The sequence below is a fragment of the Pseudaeromonas pectinilytica genome (assembly GCF_054780855.1).
In genome coordinates, this window is record NZ_BAAGVN010000104.1 from 1 (window position 1) to 1,238 (window position 1,238).

Consider the following 1,238-nt stretch of genomic DNA (forward strand, 5'->3'; position numbering starts at 1 on the left):
CAGGCTGTGCTTAGCATTGGCCACAACGCCGGGGGGATTATCCCTCGCGGCATGGAGATCGATTTTGAGAACGCGGCCAACGGTCAGGCCGATCCGTTTGTGGTGATGATGGATTGGTGCGAGCGCTCCATGTCCAAGGCTATCTTGGGCGGTACGCTCACCAGTCAGGCCGATGGCAAGAGCAGCACCAATGCCCTGGGCAACGTCCACAACGAAGTACGGTTGGAGGTGCGCGATTCCGATCTCAAACAGCTGGCCGCCACCCTGACCCGCGATCTGATCTATCCGCTGTATGTGCTCAACGGTACCAGTTACCAGAACCAGCGCCGGATCCCACGCCTGGAGTTTGATGTCACTGAGCCGGAAGACATGCGCGATCTGGCTTATCCACTGCGCTCCTTAGTCAGCATGGGGCTCAAGGTTCCCGCCAGTTGGGTGCGTGACAAGTTGCAGATCCCGGAGCCCCAGGGCGATGAGGCCGTGCTGCAGATGGTGACCGAGCAACTGCCAGGCGCCCAGGGCGAGGCGGCACTGAAAGCCAAAGCCGCGCATTGGGCTGTGCTGGCCGCCGAGCGCCAGGTGCAAGACAAGGCCGATCTACTGACGGGCCGGTTAAGTGCGGCCGGAGAGGATGCCATTACTGGGTGGGCTGCTGAGGTTGAGCAACTGCTGGGCGAGGTCAAATCGCTGGAGGAGTTCCGCGACNTCAGCCGGGGGACGCTTGATGCCAACGAGCAGCAAGAGCAGTCGCCAGAGCCTTGGCCCGTTTATGGGTGGGCCAGAGGGGCCAATGGATGCCAAATCGGGCAGCCAGTATTTTCAGCAGGCGATCGACTACTTCCGCGATAAGGTCAATGTAAAGGGCGAGGCGTGGGATTCTCTGTGGCAAGGCCAACATGCCGCGGCCTTTACCGTTGCCGGAGCCATGAAAGACGACCTGCTCTGTGACCTACGCCAGAGCGTAGACAAAGCCATCTCGGAAGGTATGAGCCTGGCCAGCTTCCGCCACCAGTTTAAAGAGATTGTGGCCAAGCATGGTTGGACTGGGTTCACGGGCGAAGGAAGCAAGGCCGGAGTAGCCTGGCGTGCGAAGGTCATCTATGACACCAACATGCGGCAAGCCTACAACGCGGGTCGCTGGCAGCAACTACAGCGGTTTGATGTGTGGGTCTATCGGCATGGTGATAGCCGCTCACCTCGCCCCGAGCACTTATCCTGGAACGGACTGGCGTTGTCGA

General features: G+C 60.2%; 2 protein-coding genes. Both read left to right on the forward strand.

Going from position 1 to position 1,238, the window contains the following annotated elements:
- The first annotated feature begins 51 nt into the window (after positions 1-51).
- The gene (locus ACYVG7_RS07330; RefSeq protein WP_460882535.1) at positions 52-849 is read left to right on the forward strand and encodes a phage portal protein family protein; all 798 of its coding nucleotides are present in this window, start codon (positions 52-54) and stop codon (positions 847-849) included.
- On the forward strand, positions 791-1,238 hold a 448-nt coding region (locus ACYVG7_RS07335), incomplete at its 3' end, for a phage head morphogenesis protein (protein WP_460882534.1). The genes ACYVG7_RS07330 and ACYVG7_RS07335, both read left to right, overlap by 59 nt.